Origin of the sequence: Klebsiella sp. CD33, from assembly GCF_051992865.1 — a bacterium.
Classification (GTDB): Bacteria; Pseudomonadota; Gammaproteobacteria; order Enterobacterales; family Enterobacteriaceae; genus Klebsiella; species Klebsiella pneumoniae.
Window position 1 is genome coordinate 1,838,236 of the sequence record NZ_CP197023.1, and the last position, 18,225, is coordinate 1,856,460.

Consider the following 18,225-nt stretch of genomic DNA (forward strand, 5'->3'; position numbering starts at 1 on the left):
TATATTCTCTTAAGGAATAAGTTGCTGGTTTTTATTATTTGTTACCTGGGACAACAGACTTTAACAATAGCAGATACGTTAAGTCCATTGGCCCGGAGGAAAGGGTGAACTTCCAGCAGCTGAAAATTATCCGTGAGGCGGCCCGTCAGGATTACAACCTGACGGAAGTCGCGAATATGCTCTATACCTCGCAGTCAGGCGTCAGTCGCCATATCCGGGAACTGGAAGAGGAGCTGGGGATTGAGATCTTTATCCGCCGCGGCAAACGCCTGTTAGGCATGACCGAGCCGGGTAAAGCGCTGTTATCGATTGCCGAGCGGATCCTCAATGAAGCCAGTAACGTTCGGCGGCTGGCGGATCTCTTCACTAACGATGCGTCAGGCGTCTTAACCATCGCCACCACCCATACTCAGGCGCGCTACAGCCTGCCGCCGGTCATTAAAGCTTTCCGCGAGCTGTTCTCAGATGTTCGCGTCGAGCTGGTGCAGGGTACCCCGCAGGAAATCGAAGCGCTGCTGCATAACGGCGGAGCGGATATCGGCATCGCCAGCGAGCGCCTGAGCAACGATCCGACGCTGGCGGCTTTCCCCTGGTTCCGCTGGCATCACAGCCTGCTGGTGCCGAAGGATCATCCTTTGACGCAGGTTTCTCCCCTGACGCTGGAGGCGATCGCCCGCTGGCCGTTAATCACCTACCGCCAGGGGATCACTGGCCGTTCGCGCATTGATGAGGCGTTCAACCGCAAGGGGTTGATGCCGGATATCGTGCTGAGCGCGCAGGATTCCGATGTGATCAAGACCTACGTGGAGCTGGGGCTGGGCGTCGGGCTGGTCGCCGAGCAGTCCGGTGATGCCCGGGAAGCGGACACCTTTACGCGTCTTGATACCCGCCATCTGTTCGATGCCAATACCGTGTGGTTGGGACTGAAGCGGGGCCAGCTGCAGCGGAATTACGTTTGGCGCTTTATCGAATTGTGCAATGCCGGACTGTCGCTGGATGAGATTAAGCGTCAGGCGATGGAGCCGGAAGAGGCCGCAATCGACTATCAGATTTAAGGAAATGCTGGCCAGCGGGTCGGGGAGTGGAAATAACGCTATAATTCACACACGTGAGTCGCGACTGAGGAAGGGAAAATGACGATGCGGCGTGTGAAATTACTCTGTACGGCGCTGATGCTGCTTGCCAGCCACGGCGCGCTGGCCGTCAGCTATCCGCTGCCGCCGGAGGGGAGCCGTTTGGTGGGCAGCGCATTTACCATTGCCGTTCCGGACAATAACACCCAGCCGCTGGAAAGTTTTGCCGCCCAGTACGGCCAGGGGTTAAGCAATATGCTGGAAGCCAACCCCGGGGTCGATGTCTATTTGCCACGCTCCGGTTCGACGCTGACCATTCCGCAACAGCTGATCCTGCCCGACACCGTGCGCGAAGGGATCGTGATCAACGTCGCCGAAATGCGTCTCTATTATTATCCGCCGCTGGGCAACAGCGTCGAAGTGCTGCCAATCGGCATTGGCCAGGCCGGACGCGAAACGCCGCGTAACTGGGTGACGGCAGTAGAGCGTAAGCAGGAAGGCCCCACCTGGGTGCCAACCGCCAATACCCGCCGCGAGTATGCGAAAGAGGGCAAAACCCTGCCGGCGCTGGTGCCTCCCGGGCCCGATAACCCGATGGGGCTGTATGCGATCTACATCGGCAGGCTGTACGCCATCCACGGTACCAACGCCAACTTTGGTATCGGGCTGCGTGTCAGCCAGGGGTGCATCCGCCTGCGCAATGACGATATTAAATTCCTGTTTGATAACGTGCCGGTTGGGACGCGGGTTCAGCTGATCGATCAGCCGGTGAAGTACAGCGTGGAGCCGGACGGCAGTCACTGGCTGGAGGTGCACGAGCCGCTGTCGCGCAACCGCGCGGAGTTTGAATCCGACAGAAAAGTCCCCTTGCCGATGACCTCGGCGCTGCGCGACTTTACCCAGGGGCCGGGAGTGAGCCCTGCCCAGGTCGAGCAGACCCTGCAGCGCCGCTCCGGCATGCCGGTGAATATCAGCGCCACAGCGGCGCAGGGAAGTTTGTAGCGGGTCGTTTAGTCTGATTAACGGCTATTGTAAGAAGGCTCTTTTGCTGACGATGCATTCAACGTTGTTGGGAATAAGGATCGGGAAACCGATCCTTAACTTATCAACAGTGGCTGTGATGGTGTTTTAATGAGGGCGCCAGGAGATGCTCAGGAGGGGATGATAAAGTCTGCAAATATGCCTATGGACTTAATCTTATTACTGAGGATTTTTTTTGGGGCTGCCATTGTCCATGAAAGCGAAGATCCCCTTTATGATAGCCATTATCCAGAATATAAGACGGATGAGTTGTGCTGAATCCCTATTGTCAAAACACGCCTAACCACAGTCACTACCGCTGAACCCCATCGCCGCTGATAAGCGAATCAGGGGATGGCGTCACTGATTGTTGGCAATGGGGACATGCTGCTGCATCAATTCAACGATCCAGTCAATAAAAACGCGCAGCTTGGCGTTGACATGGCGGTTCGGTGGAAACGCCAGGTACAGAGGCATTGGGCTAATCCGCCATTGTGTAAATAATGGAATCAAAGCGCCAACGGCCTGATGCGCTGCCGCCATATAGCTGGGCAGCGCAATCACGCCTAAGCCAACTAACCCAGCTTCGAGGTAAGCATTGCCATCATCCACGGCAAGTACGTAGTTGCCCGTGATTTCAATACGTTCATTCTCACTGCACAGTACCAAAGGATCAATCTTACTGGTGCGTGAGGACAAGAATCCCACTATGCAATGGTCAGTATTTTGCAGCTCGCGCGGGTGTGCGGGAGCGCCAAGGCGTTCCACATAGCTGGGGGCGACGTAGACGCCGATTTGCAAATCGCCGACATGGCGTGCGATTAGGGACTGGTCGGTGATTTGACCACCGCGCAGAACGCAATCCACGTTGTCGCCGATCAGATCCACTACCCGGTCGCTCACACCCATGTCGATCTGGATATCAGGGTAGCGGGCGTGGAAAGCCGGTAGCGCCGGCACCAGAATAAGGCGGGCCAGCGGACTCGGTACATCCACCCGTAGCCGTCCCCTGGGCGTCATCGCCGCACTGGACAGGCTGTTTTCAGCATCCTCCATGTCCGCCAGCAGACGGATGACGCGTTCGTAGTAGACCGCGCCATCGGGAGTCACACCGAGCTTGCGGGTGGTGCGATGGAGCAATCTGACGCGCAGGCGCGATTCCAGCTGCTGAATGAGTTGCGTCACCGTGGTTTTGCTCATATGAAGCGTTTGGGCAGCCTTCGTGAAGCTCCCTGCCTCTACCACTCGAGCAAAGGCGCGCATTGCATCGAAACGATCCATTTCTTATCCTGTCTTTCATCGATTGTTTGGATATTACAAACAATGAGGGACAAAGTCGCTTGTTTATCCGCCCGATCTCGTCGTTGTACAGTGTCTTTACATTCACCGGGCTGATTTCGCCCCACCATAAAGGTACAAACATGACAGCACGCGAAGCCGTTTTTCCCTTCGGTCGTCAGGCGCTCTATGAGCGCAATCGTTATTCACCGGCCATCAAATCCAATGGTTTCTTGTTTGTTTCGGGGCAGGTGGGTAGCCACGAGGATGGTTCGCCTGAGCACGATCTGAAAGCACAGGTCAGGCTGGCGTTCAAGAATCTTAATGCTGTGCTCGCAGCGGCGGGCTGCACGTTTGAGGACGTGGTTGATGTTACCCTCTTTGTCGTCGATCCTGAGTCAAATCTCGACGCTATCTGGAGTATCCTGCCAGAATATTGGGGAGAAGCGCCTTACCCTACGCTGACCGGGATCGGCGTGACGTGGCTTTATGGATTTAAGTTCGAGATTAAGGTTATTGCCAGGCTACCCTAAGCGTTACGGGTCTTTCCGCCAGTGGAAAATGCATTTGGGCAGCCCGCGCTGTCTGTAATGGTAACTGCCGGATCGGGATCGTCTGCTACGCAGCGGCAGACCCAGCGGTTACCGCCGGATCGAAAGTCTGTAGCCATAAGGTTGGGAGCAGCATCGCTGCTTTTCACCTGCGGGGATCACATACGGAACCTTGGACGGTACCTACGGTACGATGCTGCTTATACCCGCTGGCGGAGAGATGTCAGAAGCGGCGGTGTTGCCGATCTTTTTTGGAACCGCGCATTATTGCCTTACACCCAGGTATGGTCCGGCACGGTTAAACCGCCTTTATTTAAGCCTTTGCGGGAGCGTGGGGCTCACGGCCGTTCAGCTTGCCTCATAGCAAGAAAATAGCACCTACACCAGGATGAGATTGCATGCTTGGGGAGCGGAGAGGATCACGGAAAGCAAAAATCCCGCTCAGGTTTCCCTGAGCGGGATTTTTAAATTTGGCTCCTCTGACTGGACTCGAACCAGTGACATACGGATTAACAGTCCGCCGTTCTACCGACTGAACTACAGAGGAATCGTGTGAACGAGGCGCATACTACTGGCCTCGCATTTTTGTGTCAACACTAAAATTAACCTGCTGATTCAAATGGCTAAATTTAGCTCAACACGTTGTTTTAGTGAACAATGCGCCGATCGCCTTCGTCCTGCAGGCCATTCTCACGTCTACGCGCCAGCGGATCCTGGCGGTAAAAGTGGCAAAAACGCTGCCACAGGGCCGGGAAGCGAGGCGCGAACAGTTCAGGCGCACTGAAAAAATATTCCGAGAGGACAGCAAAGCACTCTGCGGGATCGGTGGCGGCATAGGCGTCAATACTGGCGGCGCTTTCGCCGACCAGATCGATCTCATCCTGAATGTTGTTCATCGCGGCGTGGAGATCGTGCTCCCAGCCGGCAACTTCACGCAACGGGATAAGCGGCACGCCGCTGGCCCGGTCGCCGTTCCGCGTATCAAGCTTATGCGCCACTTCATGCACCACAAGGTTAAAGCCTGACGCATCAAAAGAGTCTTGAATATCCAGCCAGTTCAGCACTACAGGACCCTGTTGCCAGCTTTGTCCCGACTGTACCACCCGCTGGTTGTGGACCAGACCAATATCATCCTCCCATTCATCATCGACGATGAAAGGGGCAGGGTAGATCAGCACTTCATGGAAGCCATCCAGCCACTCAATGCCCAGCTCAAGCACCGGCAGACAAAAGAGCATAGCAATGCGCGCCTGATGCAGCGGGGTCAGCTCCAGCCCCTGCAATGCCACCAGCCGCTTTTGCTGTAAAAAACGGGCAGCCATCTGCGTGAGCTTGTGCTGCTCAGTGGACGAAAGATGGGCTAAAACCGGAATGGCAAGCGCTTGCTCCCAGGGAATCTCTGCGTTGCCGGACTCATCATCTGCTTTCCAGGGCCATTTAAACATCATATTGCTCGCAAAGTCGTCACTTGAACACAATTACCGAAACGGGAGCTATTAAAATGCCAAAGATCCTGGCATTATAGCAACCATCACAGCGGAGAGATGCCGGAGCGGCTGAACGGACCGGTCTCGAAAACCGGAGTAGGGGCAACTCTACCGGGGGTTCAAATCCCCCTCTCTCCGCCACTTTTCTTGCTCTAACCTTCCCTTCAATAACACCGTTAGCTTCAGGTATAACGCCTGCGCTGGGGTATCACCATCATCATCGTCCTGGTTTCAGCGTAGAGTCGCGGTAGCGCGCTTTATCCTTTTGGCACCTTATCGCCGCTTTTAGCCCGAACGAGCTTAAACGCATCATAAAGAGGGAAGGTACGCCTGGAAAGCGGCAATGTCGAAAAGAGTGATCTCAACGGAGCGGGAACATAAAAAAGCCCGCTGAACGCGGGCTTTGACGGGGATCAGAACTGATAGACCAGGCCGAGGGCGACGATATCATCGGTCGCGATACCGCTGTTTTTGTAGAAGCGGTCGTCTTCATCCAGCAGGTTGATTTTATAATCCACATAGGTGGACATATTTTTGTTGAAGTAGTAGGTCATGCCCACGTCGACATACTTGACCAGATCCTTGTCGCCGTAGCGAGAATAGGCGTAGAGATCTTTACCCTTCGACTGCAGATAGGCCACCGACGGACGCAGCGGTAAATTAAAGTCGTCGAACTGATACTGCGCGACCACTTCAAAGTTCTGCGTTTTGTTGGCAATTCCGCCAAAACTATCGTTGCCATAGAAGGTCATGTTGCGGGTCTCAGCATACATGGCGGCCAGATAGATGTTATTGGCGTCATATTTCGCGCCGACGGTCCAGGCATCGGCTTTATCGCCGTTGGCATAACGCTGGCTGCTACGCGCGGCCGCCAGCTGGTTATGGGTACGGTCAGAAGACGAATACGCTGCCCCGAAGCTGATGCCCATATCGAGATCGTAGTAGCTGGAGATACCAAAACCGTCGCCATTTTCCCGCGCCAGCTTACGTTTCCCACCGTTATTAGTGCCTTCGCCAGAACCGGCGTTCTCATTATTACCCTGATACTGCAGGGCGAAATGCAGGCCGTCGACGAGGCCGAAGAAATCGCTGTTACGGTAGGTGGCCACGCCGTTAGTACGACCGGTCATGTAAACGTCGGTCTGGGTGTAGGTATCGCCGCCGAATTCCGGCAGCATATCGGTCCAGGATTCAATGTCGTAGACCACGCCGTAGTTACGGCCATAGTCCAGCGACCCGCAGTCGGCAAACTTCAGGCCGGCAAAGCCGAGACGGGTCCAGGAATTCGCGCCTTCTTTTTCGCTGGTGTTCGCCTGAATGTTGTATTCCCACTGACCGTAGCCGGTTAACTCGGAAGTAATCTGCGTTTCGCCTTTCAGACCAAAGCGAACATAGGTCTGGTCGCCGTCCTCTGAAGCGTCGTCAGAGAAGTAATGCAGGCCGTCAACTTTCCCGTAGAGGTCCAGTTTATTACCGTTTTTGTTATAGATTTCGGCGGCATTAGCGGCGCTAGCCATTAATAATGCCGGAACCATGAGTGCCAGTACTTTTCTTTTCATTATATATTCCCTTTTAATAATAATTTCTATGAATTATGACAATCCCTCCGGAATGACGATCCGATACTAACGACTAAGTTCATCTTTATTTAAAATAAAATATGTAAATAAATAATGTTAAACATTTCAAAATATTTCTAAGTGGTTCTTTATATTAAATTTTGATGTTTGTGCAAAATTCATTATTTTCTTATATAGCAATGCTTTATTGTATATTTTGCAGGTCGTTGTTAATTTTATGAAATAAATTGCACAGATAATAATCAAGTACATTATTCATTATGGGAATTTATTTTGTGTGAATGTAAATATCCAGGGGATTATCAACCCAGCTTGCGATAATTAAGGAATGAATAGCTTTAAGCGTACGGGAGATAATAAGGACATCTCTTCAGCCTGTGCGCATTGGCAGCATAAGTCGCGAGAAGGCGCAGAAGACGAAGATGAAACTGCTGCCTGAGACGCAGGTTAGCGGTATAATGTGATGCGTGTCACGTTTTGAGTGACAATAGTCTGTTGTGTCACGGAGAGGAATGAGATGGAAGAGCAGGCAAAACGCAGCCCGGGAGGGAAACTTGCGCTCTGGGCGTTGTATGCTTTTTGCGGATATTGTGTCTGGGTCATTGTGCGTTACTGGTGGGTAGTGGGAAAAATTCACAGCGTTCCCGGCGCCAGCGTGGAGGGTGATTTTGGAACAACGGCCGGGAAATGGCTTGGCGCCCTGTTGGGCATGCTGGTCCTCGGCGGCATTGGCTCTATTCTTGGCGCGGTCGTCTGGTATACGCGTCCATCCCGCGGCGAGCAGGATCATCAGCGCTAAAATTGCTATGCTCGAGGCTGACCCTCAGTTAAAGGAAAGCCTATGGACCTGGTTGACTGGCAGCAACGATTTGAGCGCTGGATACTGACGCACCATGCGCAGGATGACGCCGCACACGATCTGTCCCATTTTCGTCGCGTCTGGGCGACCGCCACTCAGCTGGCCGCGGGGGAGGAAGTCGACCGGCTGGTACTCCTCACGGCCTGCTATTTTCATGACATCGTCAGCTTGCCAAAAAATCATCCGGAGCGAAGTCGATCCTCGATGATGGCCGCCGAGAAAACCCTCGCCATTCTGCAGTCGGCCTTTGCTGATTTTCCTGCGGATCGTTACCCGGCGGTCAGCCATGCCATCGAGGCGCACAGCTTCAGCGCGGCGATCCCACCGCGCACGCTGGAGGCGAAAATAGTTCAGGATGCCGATCGACTCGAGTCGCTGGGAGCCATTGGTCTGGCGAGGGTCTTCGCTGTCGCCGGCGCCCTGAATACCATCTTGTTTGATGCCGAAGATCCTTTTGCTGATCGGAGGGCGCTGGATGACCGCAAATATGCCCTCGACCATTTCCAGTGCAAACTTCTGCGCCTGCCGGAAACCATGCAAACTGACAAGGGGAAAGCGATGGCGCAGCATAATGCCCGTTTTCTCGTCGAATTTATGGCTAAGCTCAGCGCGGAGCTGCAGGGGGAGCCGCTGGCGCTGGATGAAGCGGTTTTGCGCCGCTTTGCACCGCAGGCGTCAACCGACCGGTGATTTATGGTACTCTCTGCCAAAATCGTCCGCGTTGGTTGAGGATATGCCGCAAAAGTTAAGCAAGGAACACAGGTCGTTGTCGTTGGCTGAACAGGCCGGGGAAGACGCTGAGGCGCTGCTGCGTCAGCTGATGACGATCTACGATGTAAAAACGCTGGTTGCCGAACTGGTGAGCGTCGGCGAACAGCACTGGAGCGCGGCGATCCTCAAGCGCGTGGTGGCGCTTGGCCGCGTGGCGGAGCGTTTGCGCCCGCAGGAAGTTGCTCATCTGGCGACGCTCCTGCCTTCGCCGCCGGCCCATCATCCGCACTATGGGTTCCGTTTTATCGATCTGTTTGCCGGTATTGGCGGGATCCGCAGTGGTTTTGAAGCCATCGGCGGGCAGTGCGTTTTCACCAGCGAGTGGAACAAGCACGCGGTACGCACCTATAAGGCCAACTGGTACTGTGATCCGCAGCAGCACCGTTTTAATGAAGATATCCGCGATATTACCCTCAGCCAACGCTCTGACGTTAGCGACGAGGAGGCGGCGCGGCATATTCGCGAATCTATCCCTCAGCATGATGTGCTGCTGGCTGGCTTCCCCTGCCAGCCTTTCTCGCTTGCCGGCGTCTCTAAGAAAAATGCGATGGGCCGTGCGCATGGCTTTGCCTGCGAAACCCAGGGAACGCTGTTTTTTGACGTGGTGAGAATTATCGCGGCTCGTCAGCCAGCGATTTTTGTGCTGGAGAATGTCAAAAACCTCAAAAGCCACGATCAGGGGCGCACCTTCCGTATCATCATGCAGACGTTGGATGAGCTGGGATATGAAGTAGCTGACGCGGGGCATACCGGGCCGGATGACCCGAAGGTGATTGACGGGCGCCATTTCTTGCCTCAGCACCGGGAGCGCATCGTGCTGGTGGGTTTCCGTCGCGATCTGCAGCTGCATGCTGGATTTACGCTGCGCGACATCGCGGCGCAGTACCCGGCAGTGCGGCCAACATTTGGCGAGCTGCTGGAGCCGACGGTCGATGCGAAATTTATTCTTACGCCGGTGCTGTGGAAATATCTTTATCGTTATGCCCGCAAGCATCAGGCGCGGGGCAATGGCTTTGGTTATGGCCTGGTTGACCCCGCCAATCCCCACAGCGTGGCCCGGACGCTTTCTGCCCGCTACTATAAAGATGGTGCCGAAATTCTCGTCGATCGCGGCTGGGACCGGCCGCTCGGTGAGAAGCATTTTGACGATCCGCTGAATCAACAGCGGCGGCCTCGCCGGTTGACGCCGCGCGAATGCGCCCGGCTGATGGGCTTTGAATCCCCGCAGGGGGCGCGTTTTCGCATCCCGGTATCGGATACGCAGGCCTATCGTCAGTTTGGCAACTCGGTGGTGGTTCCGGTCTTCGCCGCGGTGGCGAAACTCCTGGCGCCGCGCATCGCTCAGGCGGTGGCGCGCCGCGAAGCGGATGATAATGATGGCGGATGTTCACGATAAAGCGACGCGCAGTAAAAATATGCGGGCGATCGCCACGCGCGATACGGCGATCGAAAAGCGGATAGCGGCGCTGCTGACCGGGGCGGGATTCACCTTTGTCGCCCAGGATCGCGCGCTGCCGGGACGCCCCGATTTCGCCTTACCCGACTACCGCTGCGTTATCTTTACTCACGGCTGTTTCTGGCATCACCATGACTGTTATCTGTTTAAGGTGCCGGCCACCCGCACGGCATTCTGGCTGGACAAAATCGCCGGTAACGTGGCGCGCGACGCCCGCGACCGGCAAAAGCTGGCCGAAGAGGGCTGGCGGGTATTAATCATCTGGGAATGCGCCCTGCGCGGGCGCCTCAGGCTGAGTGATGCGGCGCTCACCGAACGTCTGGAAGAGTGGATCTGCGGCGCCGGACACGACGCGCAGATCGATACGCAGGGGATCCGCGAACTGACGACTACTTCGACGCCTTACAAGGAGTAGCCTCGCTGCGGACGGGGAAGAGATATTTCCCCAGCGTCACCAGCACTACGGCGAAAATAATCACCGCCAGCGCCAGCCACTCAATGAGCGACAGGCTCTCGCCGCCGAACCCAGTACCGAGGAGCACCGCGACCACCGGATTAACATAGGCGTAGCTGGTGGCGACCGCCGGGGTGACATTGCGGATTAAAAACATGTAGGCGTTAATGGCGATCAGCGAGCCAAAGATGGCCAAATAGGCCAGGGCGGCGATCCCGGACCAGGAAGGGACGCGGGTTAAGGTTTCACCGCTCAGCCATGAGGCCGCCAGCAGGACGATCCCGGCGGCGAGCATCTCGATTGCCCCCGCCATCATGCCGGTCGGCAATACGATTCGCGAACCGTAAACCGAGCCGAAGGCCCAGCTTAGGGAACCAATCAGGATCAGCAGTGCGCCCCAGGGGTTGCCGTTCAGGTTGCCTCCGCTGTTGAGCATCACGATACCCGCAAGGCCAATGGCAATGCCCAGCCACTCCAGTTTACGGGTGGCGATGCCGAAAAAGCGGCTGAAGCATAAGGTGAACAGCGGTACGGTGGCGACCATCACCGCCGCGATGCCGGAGGGGACGTGCTGATGTTCAGCCAGCGTCACGAAGCCGTTGCCAACCGCAAGCAGCAACACGCCGATCAGCGCAGCGTTAAGCAGCGGACGACGCGCCGGTAGCTTATGGCCGGTGGCCAGTAGCCACCCCAGCAACAGCACGCCGGCAGCGAGAAAACGAATGCCGGCCATCATTAGCGGCGGCCAGCTGGCGACCCCGACGGCGATAGCGAAATAGGTAGAGCCCCAGATGATATACAGCGCAAACAGCGCCCCGATGAGCGGTAAAAGCTGACGGGTAGACATACTTCCTCACGACGGTGCAGAGATAGAAAGGGGACATATAGTAAACGTGAAAACTATCGTGCTGGCGAGTGGTTAATTTGCGTCAGGTTGTTAAATTTATATTGACTAATTGTACCTTGGGCACCGGCCGTTTTTTAACGCATACTCGAGGGAGACATTGATGAAAAGAGAAGGAAAATCATTTTGGCAGGAAGTAGTCTTTTAACATTACTTGATGATATCGCCACGCTGCTGGACGATATTTCCGTGATGGGCAAGGTAGCGGCGAAAAAAACGGCGGGGGTGCTGGGCGACGATTTGTCTCTCAATGCCCAACAGGTTACCGGCGTGCGGGCGAATCGCGAGTTGCCCGTGGTCTGGGGAGTGGCGAAAGGGTCGTTCGTTAACAAAGTGATCCTCGTGCCACTGGCTTTGTTGATCAGCGCCTTCATCCCTTGGGCGATTACGCCATTGTTGATGCTGGGCGGCGCGTTTCTCTGTTTCGAAGGGGTGGAGAAGGTACTGCACAGTCTGGAAGCGCGGAAACACAAAGAGGATCCTGAACGGCGGCAGCAGCGTCTCGCCGCGCTGGCGGAGCGCGATCCGCTGGCCTTTGAGCGTGACAAAGTAAAAGGCGCGATTCGCACCGATTTTATTTTGTCCGCGGAAATTGTCGCCATTACCCTCGGCATCGTGGCGGAAGCTCCGCTGCTTAACCAAATCCTTATTCTTTCGGGGATTGCGATTCTGGTCACTATCGGGGTGTATGGCCTGGTGGGGGTGATCGTCAAGCTGGACGACATGGGTTACTGGCTGGCGGAAAAACGTAGTGCGCTGGCGCAGTGGCTGGGTAAAGGGCTCCTGGCCGTCGCTCCCCGGCTGATGAAGGTGTTGTCCATCGTCGGGACGCTGGCCATGTTCCTCGTCGGCGGGGGGATAGTCGTTCACGGTATTGCGCCGCTGCATCATGCCATCGAGCACTGGAGCGCGGGGTTGGGTGGGGTGATGGCCTCCACGCTGCCGGTCGTCGCCAACCTGGTGCTGGGTTTTATCATCGGCGCGGTGGTGCTGGCGGGCGTTAAGGCGGTGAGCAGCCTGCGTGGCGCTGGAAAGTAGCATGGCGAAACGCAGCGTAACGGCGCCGCGTGTTCTACCCTGAAAACGCCCCGGGTATCGACAGAGACCGGGGCGCTGACGCCGCGAGGTTTGCGCAACGTACTGCGAGAGAAAGATGGATAAGCCACTGCGGTTGAAGTTAAAAAAGTGCTACCACCTGGCTCGCCCGGCGCATGTGGTTAACGCTTGTTTTATCGCAGTACTGTTTTTCTCCACGCTGCTGATCTGGCGTGAAATCAATGTCCTGGAAGAGGCCTACGTGGCCAACCAGCGTAACAATCTGGCTAACGTCGCTCATGAAATGGATGGGCTGTTGCAGTTCAACATCGACAGAATGATGTTTTTTCGCCATGGGATGCAGGCGGCGCTCGAACAGCCGCTTGATATCGATGTATTGCGTAAGGCCAGCCAACGCTATCTGAGCCAGCGCCATCAGCAGGCCTGGCGGGTGGCGCTACCGAATCGGCGTACGCTGCCGGTGTTTGGCATCTCAGGCAGCGTCGCTGGCCACAACCCTATCCTGCTGGTGGACGATCCGCTGGCGGCTGATGAACTAATGGCGACGCTCGAGCTGGGTTATCTGCTAAATCTGACGCAGCACGATCGCGATTTCGCCGAGCGGATGCAGTATATCTCTCGTAGCGGCTTTTTTACCTCGACCCTGCCGCTGCGGGATGAGTCGCAGGTGATAACGCACTATTCCCAAGCCCTCGGCGCTCCGTGGTTTACCCGCCAGACCCAGCGAAATAATCCGGGGCGAGGCGTTATCTGGCAAACCTTTCCTGACGATGACCCGCAGCTGGAAGAGCAGGTGGTCACCGCTTCGATACCGTTGGATTTTGCCGGTTACTGGCGCGGCGTGTTGGCGATGGATTTCTCAGTCAGTGAAATCAAAGCGTTTTTGGTTAGCGCCATGCAGGGGGGACAAGAGGGAGAGTACCAACTTTATGATAGCCATTTGAACCTGCTGGCTTCTTCCGCGCCGGGGAATGTCCTGACCCTGCTGTCCCCGCGCGAGCAGGAGCTGCTGAGCCGCGCGTTTGTCCATGATAACCAGGGAGGGCTGCGTCTGCTGACGCGCTATATCAGCTGGGCCAAACTGCGCAATTTTGACGGCGTGCTGCTGCGGATCCACACTCTGCGGGAAGGCGTCCGCGGGAACTTTGGCACCATCACCATCGCCCTGACCCTGATGTGGGTCCTCTTCACCTTGATGCTGTTGCTCTCCTGGCTGGTGATCCGCCGCATGGTCCGCAACATGAGCGTTCTGCAAACCTCTCTGGAGTGGCAGGCATGGCACGATGCCTTGACCCGCCTGCTCAATCGCGGGGCGCTGTTTGAACAGGCGATGGCGGTAGCCAGCGACTGCCAGCGCAGCGGACGGCCGCTGGCGGTGATCCAGCTCGATCTGGATCATTTTAAGCACATCAACGATCGCTATGGTCATCAGGCGGGGGACAGGGTGCTGTCGATGGTGGCCAGTACGCTGTCCAGCGCGGTTCGGCAGGGCGATCTGCTGGGCAGAGTGGGCGGAGAAGAGTTTTGTATCGTGATGCCGAATACCACCCTGCAGGAAGCGGCGGCGGTGGCGGAGCGATTGCGCCAGCGTATTCAGGGACGGGAAGTCTTTTTGCATAACAACGTGACGCTGCGGGTTAGCGCCTCGTTAGGGGTGAGCGCCAGCGAAGAGCGGGGGGAGTATCAGTTTGAAGCGCTGCAGTCGGTGGCCGATGGGCGACTCTATCTGGCCAAGCAAAATGGGCGTAACCAGGTCTGTTTTCGCAGCGCAGCGTGAGTAAAACGTTTCGATGTCGATTGGCAAAATGAGAATTATCTTAAAGTGATCGCAGGCGATCGCGCTATCGAATGAAACCGGTTTGCGGCTAAGCCTTCTCACATCAGCCTTGCAGCCCGGTCAGTCACCAGGCGCCAACATTCTCAATATTTTGCGTCATGAATATCTCTTGTCATGCAAAATAATTGAGGATAATGTTTCAACGCATCGGATTTCCCGGTGTAACGAATTTTCAAGTGCTTCTTGCATTAGCAAGTTTGATCCCGACTCCTGCGAGTCGGGATTTTTTTCGCCTGCCGCTAACGGTTGGCTTCACTGGCGCTGAAATCGTGAATATCGAGTTCGAATGCCTCCGCCAGCTCACGCCAGGTATGTGACCCGCGGCCATCGATGCTGGCGCGCTGCGGGTCGTCCAGCGTGCGATGGACTTCGCTTTCGCTGATCTCATTTATCGCCGCCAGCAGGGCATCTACGTTGACGTCAAGGTCGTCCCCGGTCTGGCCTGTTAATTGGTGCTTCATCATTACCCCCTCGCTGAGCGTTGCTCAAGCCTCTCTAAGTATAGCCGGTCTAAAAAAGCGCCAGTCACGTGCCGCGACGCTGCGAGTTGCGTGGTTTTGTTCTACACTGGCTGAAAATATAGAGGAGATGATTATGCAGGTGAACGATCGTGTCACGGTGAAGACCGACGGTGGCCCACGTCGATCGGGGGTAGTGCTGGCGATTGAGTCGTTTAGTGAAGGAACGATGTATCTGGTTTCACTGGAAGACTATCCTCTGGGGATCTGGTTTTTTAATGAAATAGGCCACCCGGATGGGATTTTCGTGGAAAAAGAGGTCTCGTAAAACTGAACTGGCGGGAGCGCCGCCAGTTTGTTTCAGCGCATATTTACCTGAATACCGGAGGTGATGTTTTCGGTCAGCCGAACGATATGATAAATCACCTGCTTATTATGCGTTTGTATTTTCTTTTTAATATTGCCTTTATGCGACGATACCGTCTTCGCTTTGATGTTCATTTGCGTTGAGATTTGCGAAGTACCATGCCCGGCCATCCACATTTGCAGCATATTTGATTCTGTTTTACTCAGTGACAATGTCGGTAAAGTTAACTGCCCTACACTGGTGTTTTTGTATTTAAGATAATTAACCAGAATAACATCAAGGTCTTTTGGGGTTATCGATTTTGAACTGATTAGCAGATTCTTCCGTACCCGCAAATAGCGGTCAAAATGGATGTTCGCCAGCGACATAAAGATAACAAACAGCGTCGCCGGGTTTTGCGTAATGATCTGGCGAATAATGCCATTACTTTCATCATCATGCACGAAACAGTCTTCATTCAGAAACACCACCGCCGGGCAACACGACGTACAGTGTTTCTGCAGATCCGCAGCACTGTTGACCTCAATGATTTCCTGTTTTTTAATTCCCCGACTGGTCAGATATCCCGTCAATCCCAACCGGGTATAGCTGCACAAATCCATAATCATCGTTGACATGACCCATCCTCAATCAACACGTAACGATATACACTTCGCACTGGCTGTGCGAAGCAGTCCTTGCGGGCGATAATAATAGTAGGTTTAGAAAGAACCCATTAGCTCCATTAAACTATTCCGCATCTATGCATATAATTTGCCAGGAAAACTCTTAAAGTAAAGTCAAGAACCGGTAGTGTGACCGAATTAAAAACAAAAAGTGCCCATAGATGCTATGGTTACGCGCCCAGTATTCTTTTACTTTCAGAATTTCCTTACTTCAAATGAAACCCACGTTAGCGGTTGCTGGCTTGCTCGCTTATCCCTTTGCGGTGGGGGTGGAAGGCTTAACGCTTTAATGCCACAATACTTTTTTATCGGCTTGTGGGATGAATGATGAAAAAGTTATTTTTTGCTGGCATGGTGGTGGCGCTGGCCGGTTGCGTACAGGTTGATCGTTATGAGGACGTCGTTAAAGCGCCGGCGCCGGCTGGCCTTGCAGGTTTCTGGCAAACGAAAGGGCCGCAGAGCGCGATGATGAGTCCTGACGCCATTGCCAGCCTGATTGTCACCAAAGAAGGGGACACCTTCGACTGCCGCCAGTGGCAGCGCGTGATTGCGCAGCCGGGGAAACTGATGAATCGTGACAGTGAGATCTACAACGTGACCGCTTCCCTGGACATCTATCCTGTCGAGCGCGAGGGCAACACGATCTCCTACGATCGGATGACGTTGTCCCGTGTTGAACGTCTCACTCCGGAGTGCGAGAAGGCGTGGGCCAAAGCGCGAGCGACGGGGCCCGTCAGCGCGCCGGCCTCCACGCGCTGAGATTTTGGCGGGCCATAGCTGGCCCGCCCGGCGTCAGAGGACTACAATACCTCCTCTAACACCCACACGCTCACGCTCCCCCCGTTACATGTAAAGGTCGCGCAGCCTTCGCCATCGGTTTCGACAATCTCTTCCCGGTTACCGAGAAAATCCCGCCAGCGTTTGTTGCCATAGTTTTCGCCCAGCGTCAGCGTCTTTTCGCCCTCATCGCCATTGGACATGATCACCACGCAGCCTGGATCGTCGTCAGTACCGCTACGACTAAAGGCGATGCAGTTAGGATGATCGAACCAAAGGGTTTGCACGCCATGGGCAAAACGCTGACGGGCGTCGATCAGCTCGTGGAGTTGTTCGATAACGGGCATCTCAATGGCATAGGTCTCTCCGTCGCCGCCGGTATCCTCATAGGAAGCGCCGAAGAGATCGGCATAAAAGACCGAGGGCACGCCATTCTCCCGCAGCAGGATCAGCGCATAGGCGAGGGGCTTGAACCAGGGTTCAACCGGCGCCTCGAGGGCCTGCAGCGGCTGCGTATCATGATTGGTGACCAGAGTGACGGCATGGAAAGGGTCGGCTTCCACCAGCGTCCCGCTGAAAATCTGGCTCATGTCATAATCGCGGCCCTGGCGCGACGCTTCATGAAATTTCATCTGCAGTGGGGCATCAAACAGCATCGTTTTGCCCTCGACCAGGTCGATATACTGCTGGAGCTTCTCCACTTCATGGGACCAGTATTCCGCTACAATAAACAGCGGCTGCGGGGCCACCTCCTGAACATGCTCGATCCACGCTTTATAAAACCAGGCGGGGATATGCTTGACCGCGTCAAGACGAAAACCGTCGCAGCCGGTCTGCTCCATTACCCAGCGCGCCCAGTATTTGATCTCCTCGGTCACTGCATGATTGCGGAAATCGATATTGGCGCCCATCAGATAGTCAAAGTTGCCGAGCTCATCATCGACCTGTTCATTCCAGCCTTCGCCGGTGTAATCGTTGACGATTTTAAACACACCGTCTTCCGTCGGGTTCTCGATGTGGTCAATGCCGCTAAAACATTTGTAGTCCCAGACAAACTGCGAATACTGTCCGGCGCGCACCGGGAAGGTGTAGCGAGTCCATGCCTCGCACTCGATGATCTCCTCGTCAATTTGCGTACGATCCTGCTCATCGACGCGCTGAACGCGCAGAGCCTCTTTTTCATCAGCGCCCATTTTATGGTTGACCACCACATCCAGCAGCACGGCGATATTGTGCTCCTTCAGGGCGTTGATCGCCGCCAGCAACTGCGCTTTGTCGCCATATTTGGTGGCGACAGACCCTTTTTGATCAAACTCGCCGAGGTCAAAGAGATCGTAGGTATCATAGCCGACGGAGTAACCGCCCGAGGCGCCTTTGTAGGCGGGTGGCAACCAGACCATATTGATGCCGATTTCATTCAGGCTGGGCGCCAGCGCTTCGACCTCAGGCCACAGCTCGCCGCCGGTGGGGTAGTACCAGTGAAAACATTGCAATAAGGTGGGGTTTTTCATCTTCCATGCTCCAGACGTCAACAGGCTGACCTTTGCAGTATGGGAGATATCCAGCAAAAAGGGTGAGGAAAGCCCTGATTTTCGCTATACCCTAAAGCGGATCATATATAATAAATTTGCA

Annotated in this window: 18 protein-coding genes and 2 tRNA genes; 12 read left to right on the plus strand and 8 right to left on the minus strand. The window is 55.1% G+C overall.

What is annotated here, in order from left to right:
* Nucleotides 1–104 precede the first annotated feature (104 nt).
* Nucleotides 105–1,055 carry an HTH-type transcriptional regulator Cbl gene (gene cbl / locus ACR809_RS09085; protein ID WP_004180456.1) on the plus strand — a complete coding sequence of 317 codons (951 nt, stop codon included), beginning with the start codon at nucleotides 105–107 and terminating at the stop codon, nucleotides 1,053–1,055.
* A gap of 78 nt (nucleotides 1,056–1,133) precedes the next feature.
* Nucleotides 1,134–2,075, plus strand: a complete 942-nt coding sequence (gene ldtA / locus ACR809_RS09090; protein ID WP_004227147.1) for a L,D-transpeptidase — start codon at nucleotides 1,134–1,136, stop codon at nucleotides 2,073–2,075.
* Between the two features lie 378 nt (nucleotides 2,076–2,453).
* Here the strand turns inward: ldtA and ACR809_RS09095 are convergent, their stop codons facing one another.
* Nucleotides 2,454–3,374 (minus strand): LysR family transcriptional regulator, encoded by a 921-nt coding sequence (locus tag ACR809_RS09095; RefSeq protein WP_122051201.1) that lies wholly within the window; start codon nucleotides 3,372–3,374, stop codon nucleotides 2,454–2,456.
* Between the two features lie 140 nt (nucleotides 3,375–3,514).
* Here ACR809_RS09095 and ACR809_RS09100 point away from each other — a divergent pair, with 140 nt between their 5' ends.
* Entirely contained in the window at nucleotides 3,515–3,904 is a 390-nt protein-coding gene (locus ACR809_RS09100; protein ID WP_002911718.1) for a RidA family protein, read from the plus strand.
* A gap of 489 nt (nucleotides 3,905–4,393) precedes the next feature.
* Here the strand turns inward: ACR809_RS09100 and ACR809_RS09105 are convergent.
* Nucleotides 4,394–4,469, minus strand: a tRNA-Asn gene (locus tag ACR809_RS09105).
* A gap of 100 nt (nucleotides 4,470–4,569) precedes the next feature.
* Nucleotides 4,570–5,370: a DgsA anti-repressor MtfA gene (gene mtfA / locus ACR809_RS09110; protein ID WP_074440761.1), complete on the minus strand. Its 801-nt coding sequence runs from the start codon at nucleotides 5,368–5,370 to the stop codon at nucleotides 4,570–4,572.
* 90 nt (nucleotides 5,371–5,460) lie between these two features.
* Here mtfA and ACR809_RS09115 point away from each other — a divergent pair.
* Nucleotides 5,461–5,550, plus strand: a tRNA-Ser gene (locus ACR809_RS09115).
* 272 nt (nucleotides 5,551–5,822) lie between these two features.
* Here ACR809_RS09115 and ompC read toward each other — a convergent pair.
* Nucleotides 5,823–6,968, minus strand: a complete 1,146-nt coding sequence (gene ompC / locus ACR809_RS09120) for a porin OmpC (RefSeq protein ID WP_002911596.1) — start codon at nucleotides 6,966–6,968, stop codon at nucleotides 5,823–5,825.
* A 538-nt stretch (nucleotides 6,969–7,506) separates the two neighbouring features.
* Between ompC and drpB the strand changes: the two genes are divergently transcribed.
* From drpB to ACR809_RS09140, 4 genes are all read left to right on the plus strand, one after another.
* Nucleotides 7,507–7,788, plus strand: a complete 282-nt coding sequence (gene drpB / locus ACR809_RS09125) for a cell division protein DrpB (RefSeq protein WP_004151461.1) — start codon at nucleotides 7,507–7,509, stop codon at nucleotides 7,786–7,788.
* Nucleotides 7,789–7,830: 42 nt separating this feature from the next.
* Nucleotides 7,831–8,538 carry a phosphohydrolase gene (locus ACR809_RS09130; RefSeq protein ID WP_002911594.1) on the plus strand — a complete coding sequence of 236 codons (708 nt, stop codon included), beginning with the start codon at nucleotides 7,831–7,833 and terminating at the stop codon, nucleotides 8,536–8,538.
* A gap of 76 nt (nucleotides 8,539–8,614) precedes the next feature.
* Nucleotides 8,615–10,015 (plus strand): DNA cytosine methyltransferase, encoded by a 1,401-nt coding sequence (locus tag ACR809_RS09135; protein WP_004175390.1) that lies wholly within the window; start codon nucleotides 8,615–8,617, stop codon nucleotides 10,013–10,015.
* Nucleotides 9,996–10,490 carry a very short patch repair endonuclease gene (locus ACR809_RS09140; protein WP_015874955.1) on the plus strand — a complete coding sequence of 165 codons (495 nt, stop codon included), beginning with the start codon at nucleotides 9,996–9,998 and terminating at the stop codon, nucleotides 10,488–10,490. The genes ACR809_RS09135 and ACR809_RS09140 overlap by 20 nt, the downstream gene beginning before the upstream one ends.
* On the opposite strand, the gene yedA is transcribed toward ACR809_RS09140, so the two are convergent.
* Complete coding sequence (gene yedA / locus ACR809_RS09145) at nucleotides 10,465–11,376, minus strand: drug/metabolite exporter YedA (RefSeq protein WP_004184683.1); 912 nt, start codon at nucleotides 11,374–11,376, stop codon at nucleotides 10,465–10,467. The two genes, ACR809_RS09140 and yedA, sit on opposite strands and share 26 nt — an antisense overlap.
* 183 nt (nucleotides 11,377–11,559) lie before the next feature.
* On the opposite strand from yedA, the gene ACR809_RS09150 reads away from it, so the two are divergent.
* Complete coding sequence (locus ACR809_RS09150; RefSeq protein WP_002911591.1) at nucleotides 11,560–12,471, plus strand: DUF808 domain-containing protein; 912 nt, start codon at nucleotides 11,560–11,562, stop codon at nucleotides 12,469–12,471.
* A 115-nt stretch (nucleotides 12,472–12,586) separates the two neighbouring features.
* A complete protein-coding gene (gene dgcQ / locus ACR809_RS09155; RefSeq protein WP_004175394.1) occupies nucleotides 12,587–14,266 on the plus strand; it encodes a cellulose biosynthesis regulator diguanylate cyclase DgcQ in 1,680 nt (559 codons plus the stop codon).
* 299 nt (nucleotides 14,267–14,565) lie between these two features.
* On the opposite strand, the gene ACR809_RS09160 is transcribed toward dgcQ, so the two are convergent.
* Nucleotides 14,566–14,787, minus strand: a complete 222-nt coding sequence (locus ACR809_RS09160; RefSeq protein ID WP_002911589.1) for a YodD family protein — start codon at nucleotides 14,785–14,787, stop codon at nucleotides 14,566–14,568.
* Nucleotides 14,788–14,920: 133 nt separating this feature from the next.
* Between ACR809_RS09160 and dsrB the strand changes: the two genes are divergently transcribed.
* Nucleotides 14,921–15,112, plus strand: a complete 192-nt coding sequence (gene dsrB, locus ACR809_RS09165; RefSeq protein ID WP_002911586.1) for a protein DsrB — start codon at nucleotides 14,921–14,923, stop codon at nucleotides 15,110–15,112.
* A gap of 32 nt (nucleotides 15,113–15,144) precedes the next feature.
* Here the strand turns inward: dsrB and rcsA are convergent, their stop codons facing one another.
* On the minus strand, nucleotides 15,145–15,768 hold the full coding sequence (gene rcsA / locus ACR809_RS09170; protein WP_023316165.1) for a transcriptional regulator RcsA: 624 nt from the start codon (nucleotides 15,766–15,768) through the stop codon (nucleotides 15,145–15,147).
* 372 nt (nucleotides 15,769–16,140) lie between these two features.
* On the opposite strand from rcsA, the gene yedD reads away from it, so the two are divergent.
* Entirely contained in the window at nucleotides 16,141–16,575 is a 435-nt protein-coding gene (gene yedD / locus ACR809_RS09175; RefSeq protein ID WP_004189223.1) for a lipoprotein YedD, read from the plus strand.
* 41 nt (nucleotides 16,576–16,616) lie between these two features.
* Here the strand turns inward: yedD and amyA are convergent, their stop codons facing one another.
* Nucleotides 16,617–18,104, minus strand: coding sequence for an alpha-amylase (gene amyA, locus ACR809_RS09180; protein WP_004189225.1), 1,488 nt, complete (start codon nucleotides 18,102–18,104; stop codon nucleotides 16,617–16,619).
* Nucleotides 18,105–18,225: the final 121 nt, after the last annotated feature.